Annotated in this window: 9 protein-coding genes; 8 read left to right on the top strand and 1 reads right to left on the bottom strand. The window is 61.6% G+C overall.

All coding sequences use genetic code 11. The features are described from left to right. Positions 1-134: 134 nt before the first annotated feature. The 7 genes from VFI82_11100 to VFI82_11070 all read left to right on the top strand — a co-directional run bounded on the left by VFI82_11100 (position 135) and on the right by VFI82_11070 (position 7,948). Entirely contained in the window at positions 135-794 is a 660-nt protein-coding gene (locus VFI82_11100) for a (2Fe-2S)-binding protein (GenBank protein HET7185222.1), read from the top strand. A 17-nt stretch (positions 795-811) separates the two neighbouring features. Then, a complete protein-coding gene (locus VFI82_11095; GenBank protein HET7185221.1) occupies positions 812-3,205 on the top strand; it encodes a xanthine dehydrogenase family protein molybdopterin-binding subunit in 2,394 nt (797 codons plus the stop codon). Further along, positions 3,202-4,188 (top strand): FAD binding domain-containing protein, encoded by a 987-nt coding sequence (locus tag VFI82_11090; GenBank protein HET7185220.1) that lies wholly within the window; start codon positions 3,202-3,204, stop codon positions 4,186-4,188. Before VFI82_11095 ends, VFI82_11090 begins: the two co-directional genes overlap by 4 nt. Positions 4,189-4,357: 169 nt before the next feature. Then, a complete protein-coding gene (locus VFI82_11085; GenBank protein HET7185219.1) occupies positions 4,358-4,582 on the top strand; it encodes a hypothetical protein in 225 nt (74 codons plus the stop codon). 363 nt (positions 4,583-4,945) lie between these two features. Further along, complete coding sequence (locus VFI82_11080; GenBank protein ID HET7185218.1) at positions 4,946-5,269, top strand: antibiotic biosynthesis monooxygenase; 324 nt, start codon at positions 4,946-4,948, stop codon at positions 5,267-5,269. Positions 5,270-5,450: 181 nt separating this feature from the next. Further along, positions 5,451-6,680, top strand: coding sequence for an alkaline phosphatase family protein (locus VFI82_11075; GenBank protein HET7185217.1), 1,230 nt, complete (start codon positions 5,451-5,453; stop codon positions 6,678-6,680). Positions 6,681-7,348: 668 nt separating this feature from the next. Beyond that, positions 7,349-7,948 (top strand): hypothetical protein, encoded by a 600-nt coding sequence (locus VFI82_11070; GenBank protein ID HET7185216.1) that lies wholly within the window; start codon positions 7,349-7,351, stop codon positions 7,946-7,948. Between the two features lie 109 nt (positions 7,949-8,057). Here the strand turns inward: VFI82_11070 and VFI82_11065 are convergent, their stop codons facing one another. Beyond that, the gene (locus VFI82_11065; GenBank protein ID HET7185215.1) at positions 8,058-8,390 is read right to left on the bottom strand and encodes a DUF2834 domain-containing protein; all 333 of its coding nucleotides are present in this window, start codon (positions 8,388-8,390) and stop codon (positions 8,058-8,060) included. 132 nt (positions 8,391-8,522) lie between these two features. Here VFI82_11065 and VFI82_11060 point away from each other — a divergent pair, with 132 nt between their 5' ends. Continuing rightward, positions 8,523-9,233 carry a DUF1326 domain-containing protein gene (locus tag VFI82_11060; GenBank protein HET7185214.1) on the top strand — a complete coding sequence of 237 codons (711 nt, stop codon included), beginning with the start codon at positions 8,523-8,525 and terminating at the stop codon, positions 9,231-9,233. Positions 9,234-9,389 lie beyond the last annotated feature (156 nt).

The following is a 9,389-nucleotide window of genomic DNA, read 5'->3' as shown; positions in this document are numbered from 1 at the left end:
GCGCCGGCGCCATTCGTCCCGCCGCGACTTTCGCTTTTGTTTGCCCGCCGATTATACTTTCCGTTTCTGAAGTTGTCTCGCAACGCTGCTATCGACCATCAGCTAACGACCATCGACTCCAACCGGAGGTAACGATGTCCGACGATGACCCTAAATCCGGCGTCTCGCGCCGCGAGTTCCTGAAGATTTCCGCCATCACGGTGAGTGTCCCCGCGGTCGTGGGGCCCACCGTGCTTAAGGTCAACGGCGAAGAGGTCCCGGTTTACGGCCCGGGCAAGACGCCCATCGCGCTCACCATCAACGGCAAGAAATACACCGCCGATCTGGAACCGCGGGTCACGTTGCTGGAGGCCCTGCGCGACAATTTCGACTTAACTGGCGCCAAACGCGTCTGCGACCGAGGCGAGTGCGGGTCCTGCACCGTGCTGCTCGACGATCGACCGGTATATGCCTGCTCCGTGCTCGCTATCGACGCCCAAGGCAGGAACATCACCACGGTCGAGGGCATTACTGCCGGCGAGGCGTTGAACCCGGTGCAGCACGCCTTCGTCGCCAACGACGCGCAGCAGTGCGGCTTTTGCACCCCGGGCTTCGTCATGGCCAGCTACGCGCTGCTGAAGAAGAGCCCCAATCCGAATCGCGAGCAGGTGGTCAAAGGGTTGAGCGGAAACCTCTGCCGCTGCGGTACCTACTTCGGGATACGCGGCGCCATCGCGCAGATGACAGGAAACCGTTCCACCGCACAACTCTCCGATCAAGCGACAGACACGACGACTGACAGACTGACCGACTGAGACTACGAGGAGCATCCATGGCGGATTACCAGTGGCCCGATGCGCAACATCGCACCTTGATCGGAACGCGCCAGGCGCGCCTTGACGGCCCCGTCAAAGTCTCCGGGCGCGCCAAGTACACCTACGACCAGAATCCCAAGGGCATGCTCGCCGGCGCCATCCTGCGCTCGCCGCATCCTCATGCCAAGGTCACCGCGGTTGACACGAGTGGCGCCGAAGCCATGTCTGGCGTAAAGGCGGTGCAGGTGTTGCAAGGCCCAGGCAAGGAGATCAAGTGGGCGGGTGACGAGATCGTCGCCGTCGCCGCCGTAGACGAGCGCACTGCCGAAGACGCTCTCCGCGCCATCAAGGTCCAGTACGACGTGCTGCCGCACTTCGTCGACGATGAGACCGAACCCAAGGGCGCCGGGGAAACAGCCGGGCCGCTCGGCATGGACGAACTGATCACCAGGCTGACCACCCCGGTCGGCGGCGCATACCGGGTGAATGAATCGCAGATTGCGGAGCTGGTGCGTACGCGCGGTATTTCCTTCCGGGTCACGCCTGAATTTGTGAAGCGGTTGCGCGATAACGGCGTCGGCGAGGACTTGATCAAGACCTTACAGGCAGCGCCGGTTAAGCCCGCGGAAAACGCTGTCTCGCCCTACAAGAAAACTTCATCCGAAGATAAGGGCAATCCCGAGCAGGCATTCCAGTCCGCCGAGGTCATCAGCCAAGGAATCTATGGCGTGCCGGTGATCACCCATTGCTGCCTGGAAGCGCATGGTGTGGTGGTGCACTGGCCCGACGCTGAACACCTGGAAACCCAGGTCTCCACGCAAAACGTCTCCGGCATTCCCGACCAGCTCGCGCAAGCCCTGAGCGGCGCAGGCGTGGGCATCTCGGCGTCCAACATCCGCAACCAGCAGCAGCATGTTGGCGGCGGCTTCGGCAGCAAGTTCTCCGCCGACCGCTGGAGTCTCGCCGCGGCGCAGTTATCGAAGAAAGCCGGTGGCGCTCCGGTAAAAATATTCCTCGACCGCCGCGCCGAACTCGAAGTCGCCGGCGCCCGTCCCTCCGCCTACGCGCGCGTCAAGCTGGCGGCCAAGAAAGACGGCACGATCATCGGGTGGGACTCGCAATCCTGGGGTACCGGCGGCCCGCTTGGCGGAAACATGCCGCCGATTCCGTACATCTTCACCGAGATTCCCAACCAGCGGAAGCAGCACATCTCTGTCGCCACCAATATCGGCCCGGCGCGCGCGTGGCGCGCGCCCAACCACCCGCAGGCCGCGGTCCTCACCATGTGCGCCATCGACGATCTCGCCGCCCGCCTCGGCATGGATCCCTACGACGTCTTCATGAAAAACCTGTCGTACACGCCGCGCGCCAACGTTTACGAAGCCGAGCTTAAGAAGGCGGACGAGCTCATGGGCTGGAAGAAGCGCTGGCATCCGCGCGGCGACAAGGCTTCCGGCCCGCTGAAGCAAGGCCTCGGCCTCTCCATTCACACCTGGGGCGGCCGCGGACACAACGGCGCCGGCGACCTGACCATACATCCCGACGGCACGGTCGAATACCGCAGCGGCACGCAGGACCTGGGCACCGGCACCCGCACCGCCATCGCGATGGTTATCGGCGAGACGCTTGGCCTGCCCCTGGACGCGATCACGCTCAAGATCGGCGACACGAATTTTCCGCACGACGGCGGCTCCGGCGGTTCCACCACCATCGGCGCTGTCGCCTCCGAATCGCGGCGCGCCGCCGTGGACGCGCTCAACCAGCTACTCGCCAAGGTTGCTCCTGCGCTTGGCGCGCAGCCCGACCAACTCGAAGCCCTGTACGGCACCATCCGCGTCAAGGGCAGCAACGGCAAGAGCGTGACCTGGAAAAAAGCCTGCTCCATGCTCGGCGCCACCGGCGTCACCGCCAATGGCAAGAATCCGGACGCGTCGAAGCCACCGGACCTCACCAGCAGCGGTGTCGGTGGCGTGCAAATGGCCGACGTCTCTGTCGACGTCGAAACCGGCATCGTCAAGGTGAACAAGATCGTGGCCGTGCAGGACTGTGGCCTGATCATCAATCTCAAGACCGCCGAATCGCAGTGCTACGGCGCGCTCATCATGGGGATCACTTACGCCCTCTTCGAAGAAAAGATCATGGACCCCACTACCGGCCGCATGCTGAACCCGAATCTGGAGTTCTACCGCCTGGCAGGCTACGGTGACATTCCCGAGCTCGTCGTCCACATGATGACCGGCCCCGGGTATGACGAGCGCGGCGTCATCGGGCTTGGCGAGCCACCCGTGATCTCGCCCGGCGCGGCGATCTCCAACGCCGTGGACAATGCCATCGGCGTGCGCGTGCCTTTCCTGCCCCTCACTCCCGACCGCGTGCTTGCCGCGCTGGAAAACAAAGGAGGCGCCGCATGAAAGCTTTCGAATACGCCACTCCTAAGTCTGCGCAGCAGGCCGTCGGCCTTCTCGGAAACAACTGGAGCGACGCCGAACTGCTTGCCGGCGGCACCGACCTGCTGGCGCTCATGAAGGACGACATTATCTCCCCGCGCCGGCTGGTCAACGTGAAGCAAATCACCGGCCTGGACTCCATCAGCTACAACGCGCGCGCCGGGCTACGGATCGGCGCCCTGGTGCGCATTGCCGACTTCGCCGACCATGCCGACGTCCGCAAGTACTACCCGACCCTGGCCCGCGTAACCGACGACGCCGCCAGCCCCCAGATCCGCAACCTGGCGACCATGGCCGGCAATCTCTGCCAGCGCCCGCGCTGCTGGTATTTCCGCAATGGCTTCGGACTGCTCGGCCGGCAGAACGGCAAGTCGCTGGTCACCGCCGGTGACAACCGCTATCACGCCATCCTCGGCAATGATGGCCCCGCGTATTTCGTTTCGCCCTCGAGCATCGCGCCCGCGCTCATTGCCGGCGGCGCGCGCGTCAAAATTCATGGACCGAACGGCGATCGCGAAGTGCCGCTGGACCGCTTCTTCGTCATTCCGAAGTCGGAGAGCGAGCGCGAGCACGACCTTCGCCCCAACGAAATGATTGTCGAGATCACCGTGCCTCCTCCGTCGGGTGCGCGCACTGCGCAGTACGAAGTCCGCCAAAAGGCGGAGTTCGATTGGCCGCTCGCGACCGCTTCGGTTGCGCTCGCCATGGACGGCAACAAAGTAAGGAATGCCATGATCGTGCTCGGCCACGTTGCGCCGGTGCCGTGGATTTCGAATGAGGCGCGCCAGGCCCTCGTCGGCCAACCACTGAATGAGCAGACGGCTGCGGCGGCGGCGAGCGCCGCCGTCAGGCCCGCCAAAAACCTCGGCAAGAACGGCTACAAGATCCGCTTGACGGAAGTAGCCATAAAGCGCGCAATTTTGCGGGCGGCAAAAAACAGTGGCTAGGAGCTAGGGGTTAGGAGCTTGGGAAGGGCACGGCTTTAGCGTGCCATGATGCTATTAGGAACTTGGGAAGGGCACGGCGTTAGCCGTGCCACGAAGAATGCTATTACCCGATTCCGCAGTTCGGCAATATGCTTGTGCGAGTGAAACGCCGAGTCAGCGAGCGAATTTCATGACCAACTGCAACCTCACACTTCACCCCAACCTCTGTCCCGCCCTGCGCTGGAAGGGCCAATTCGTGCTCTCCGAACCTGATCCCTCCGCGCAGGCCGGCACCGACCACAACTTCTGGTGCATGTACACACAAACCTGCGTCGGTCCTGATGGCATGAACGCCGAGCCTTCGCTGTGCGCCTCGCCCATTCGCGCCTGCCATGGGACCGGCCAGTGCGAATGAGGGCTGAAGTTAGGAGTTAGAGGTTAGTGCAGCCGCGCAGCGGCGCCAGATTGTGTAGCCCCGGGGGTCCTTTGCACCAATCCCCGGCATTGACCTCGCCGTTTTCCGGGCGTAGCGTTTTCGACATCGGCCCAAACCTGCCGCCGCCGACGGCGATGGTCGACCACGCGTTTTCCATGCATCGGCACCGGGGTCTACAAGACGTAAGGACGAAAAGCTGAGTTGTAGGATGGGATCGCGCATTGGCTCTCCAAGAGCGCAGTCTTCCGTTCTAACTTCATCTTCCTTCCGACTTGTTCCGCGGCGCCCGCTGTGGCTGATCGTTTTCCACCGCGGCGACTAGTCTTCCGGAAGGAGGATCGCATGTTCACAAGAGTGGTCGAAATTCGCACCAAGACGGGCAAGTCGCGCGACCTCACCAACAACATCAACGACAAGGTCCTGCCGATCCTGAGCAAGCAACCGGGCTTCGTTGATGAGATCACCCTGGTCTCCCTCACCGAGCCCGACCGCGTCCTCGCCCTCAGCTTCTGGCAATCCGAGCAGGATGCCGAGCGCTATAACCGCGAGCAGTTTCACAATGTCACCGACATTCTTTCGTCGCTGATGGAAACACCGCCGAAGGTCCAGACCTTCAACGTGGACACCTCGACGACTCACCGCATCGTCAAGGGCAAGGCCGCTTAACCCTCCCCCCGGGTCGCGGGTCGATTGCCTGCAACCCGGCTCGCACCCTCCCCTGGCGCGGGCGAGCTTCCCCCGGCTCGCCCGCTTTTTTTCCTTTCTCACTTCTTCTTAGCTTCTGCCTGCTTCCTTCTTACTTTCCCCAGCGCTCCCGGCGTGTTCTATCAGCATCTCAGGAATGGTCATGAGGGCCGAACACGGGCACCAGTTGGTCTTTCTTCTAGTCATCGCAATGACGTCGGCGATGACCGCCTGCGGCGGCAGCGCCTCCACCCAAACCACCGCTCCGCCCGCTTCCACCACGCCTCCCGGCTCTGCGCCGCCCTCCACGCCTGCGCCAGCCGTGCACCTCAGCGCCAGCCCCGCCAGCATCACCGCCGGCCAAAGCTCCGTCCTTTCCTGGACCACCACCAACGCCACCTCGGTCACCATTCAGCCCGGCGGTTTGAGCCTGGCGGCCTCAGGATCAATTACGGTTACGCCCTCCTCCAGCACTACCTATACCGCGACCGCCACCGGCGCCGGCGGCAGCGCCACCTCGTCCATCGCCGTGACCGTTACCAGTGCGCCTCCTCCTCCGCCGCCACCGGCCCCCGGCTTCGCCTTCGGACACGTTGTGATTGTTGCCCTGGAAAACAAGAACTACTCCACCGTGGTCGGCAACACTTCGGCCATGCCGTACCTGAATTCGCTCATCTCCAGCTACGGCCTGGGCACCAACTACTACGCCAACACGCATCCGTCGATCGGCAATTACTTCATGCTGACCACCGGCCAGATCATCACCAACGACGACGGCTTCAGCGGCGTGGTCACCGCCGACAACGTCGTCCGCCGCCTCAACTCCGCCGGCAAATCCTGGCGCTCCTATGCCGAGGACCTGCCCTCGGCCGGATACCTGGGCGGCGACACCGGGCTCTACGTCCGGCGTCACAACCCGTTCACTTTTTTCTCCGATGTGCAGAATGACGCGGCGATGGCCAAGGCCGACATCGTGCCCTTTGCCCAGTTCGGCTCCGACCTCGGCGCCGGAAAACTTCCGCAGTACAGCTTCGTTGTGCCCAACATTGACCACGACGCGCACGAGTGTCCGAACGGTATCGACGCCTGTGAAGCCGTCGCCGACCAGTGGCTGCAAGCCAACATTGGGGCGCTGCTCGCCGATCCCGCCTTCCGCGCCGATGGCGTGCTCATCGTCTGGTTCGACGAATCCGATTCCGACAACAGCAACGGCGGCGGCAAAGTCCCCATCGTCTTCGTCAGCCCGGCATGGTCGAAGCCGGGCTACCGCTCTTCCACCTTCGGGCAGCACGAAAACACGCTGCGCTTTACTATGGACGCCCTCGGCATCTCTTCCGTCCCTGGCGCCGGTTCCGGCGCCCACGGCTGGAACGAATTCTTCATCGCACACTGACAACCGCCGCCGAGCAACGCTGGGCAAAACGCGAATCGCAAGGCGTTTATGTCCGAAATTCAGTCATGAACAATCGCAACTCACCCCGGGTGATGGCAAATATGTGCAGATCCGTTGATTGTCATCCTGAGCGAGGGCGAACGCCCAAGCCGAAGGACCCCGCGTTCGCGCGCGCGAACACCACCATCAAAAGGCGAGTTACGAACGTGATGCCAAGCCACGATAGTCAAAGAGCGTGAACAGCGCATATCGTAAGACCCAAACAAAGTTTTTTCCCAGCCTTGCCGTCTTTGTGCAACGTGGCAGTGCGGCTTCACAAACCAGCTGATTCCCAATTTGGAACTGAATCCAAAGTTGAACCGCCTGATAACAATTGACGGTCACTGACAGGCGTGGTGTGATGCAAGCAACCGCTTGCATGGCGACGTGAATATTTTGTTTCGCCGGAGCGAGATAAACAAGACTCTGCTTGGAGAGTTTTTTCAATGAGACGACTAATAGGATTACTAGGAGTCGTGTGCCTCTTGGCAAGCTGTGGTGGGAGTTCCAGTAACAGCAGCTCTAGTAGCAGCAGTTCCAGTTCAACCACACAAAGCACGACTGGGCAAGCGCAGGGAGTCTATTCGGGGTCATCCACGTCGCCGACAGGCTCGTCCTTTGAAAGCATCGTGCTGCCTAACGACAGTTACTTTGCAATCTATGGTACGACTACCGGAAACCTCTTTTTGATTTCCGGAATGATAACCGGCCAAGGCACCTCTAAGAACGGAGCTTATACGGCCAGTGTGACAGATTTTTATTACACAGGGCTAACGAGCACTGGAAGCCTGACAGCTACCTATGTTCCGGGTACGAGCCTGAATGGTTCACTTGTGGAGAGTGGAGTAACAGCGACATTCACGGGCAATTCGATTCCCACCTCTCAATTCAACTTCAATATGCCGGCAAGTTTATCTGCGATCACCGGTACGTGGTCGGGGAACTTGTTGGATGGAAGTAGCGCAACGGTCACGATAGCTTCCAACGGCACGCTCAGCGGCTCCAATCTCGGCTGCACGTTTTCGGGAACGCTTGTAGCTGACGGCGCTAAGAATTTTTTTACGCTTACACTGACATTTGCTAACACCAGCGCGTGCCTGCTGCCCGGGCAGACCGCCACTGGGATCGGCATCACTTACCTGCTCTCCAACAACACGACACGGCAGCTGTTATTTGGCGGAACGGCTGCAGGAGGAACTAAGGGGACCTTATTCCTCGCAACGCGGTAGGTCAGTCGCTGCACTTAAGAAGCTACTATGACAATTTACAAGAGGCTTGTCGCAGTTTACCTGGCCTGTTCAACCTTGACGGAGCACGAGACCGAGGGGTGGATAACGTCTAAGACTCAAAGGTGATTTTCTGCTGCTGCCGCTCACGCAGGTACAGGAACAGCGGCAGTCCCAGCGACACCCCGACTGCCAGCGTCGCCAGCGCCGCCAGCCAGCGGTGACGGATTTCGGCTCGACCGCCCTCCCCTTGGATGAACACCAGGAGCACGACCGCCGAAACGATCACATCCGCACCGAAAAATGCGCTGATCCGGTTCGCGAACAGCTCCTCGATCAGCAGCCTGGCGTCCAGGCCATGCGCCGCCACCCACGGCACAAATTGCCAATACGGCAACACCGCCCCGAAGCAACACAATGCCAGGTAAATGGTCTTCAGCTTCATGGCGCAAGAAAGTAGCAGGATTGCGCTCGACGCGCGACTGCTATTCGTCCCTCGCGTTGGGCCCGGCGCGATAGCGAGCAGCTCTGCCCGCGGGTAAAATTAGAACATCCCTCTTGGGTGAGGAGTTCTGCCGTGAGAAAGCTCGCTTTGTTCTCCGTCGCGCTTTTGATGATGGCTGCATTCATGACCGCGCCCGCTGTGGCGCAGCAAATTGCCGGCGATTACATCGAGACCCGTTCCGCCGACATTTATACCGGGCAGTGCTTCGCCAACGGCGAAGTTGGCCTTACCGGCAATGAGGCCATCCTCGGCTGGCGCGTTCGCCACGGCTCGTGGAATGGCGTCGCACTCGACGGTCTCGCCATCGCCGCCGCCGTGCGCGCCAAGGCCACTCTCGGCGATCCTTACGAGAATCCGTATCCGGCGAAATCGGTGCTCATCGTGGACGAACAGGCCACGCCCGCGCAGCGCCAGGCGCTGGTCAGCTTTGCCCGTCACATGGGCGGACAGCTGCTCGAAAACGTGGACAACGTGATCGCCGCGCCGGTGGAGCTGGCCATGTCCGCGGAACACCACGGCCGTGCCCTGCTGCGCGCCGGACAGTTCGCGGTCGTGCAGACGCGTCCCATTAACGAGAACGATCACTTTTGCGGCAACGAGGTGACGTTCTATCCGCCGTTGACCGCAACCGCTCACTCCATGCCGGCAGTGGCCCTGACCGATGAATACCGAGGTCCGGCGCTGGGCGAGACCTGGTCCGCGCACGACCGCCGCAGCGCCTTTGTGGGCACGTTCGCGGTTGGCGGCGTACCGGTGGCACCGCATCACGCGTCCGGCGACTAAGCCGATTGCGTGATTGCCGAACCGCGGAATCGGGTCATTGAAAATACCGGGGCAGACTCATTTTTCAATTCCGCAGTTCCGCAGTTACCGATTCCGCAATTTGTGAGCAGTGATCAGCGTCACGTTGACAATCCGCTCGACGCGCTAGACTGAACC

Source organism: Terriglobales bacterium, assembly GCA_035691485.1.
In the GTDB taxonomy this organism is placed as follows: Bacteria; Acidobacteriota; Terriglobia; order Terriglobales; family Acidobacteriaceae; genus JAIQGF01.
This window is presented reverse-complemented; position numbering and strand designations above follow the sequence as displayed.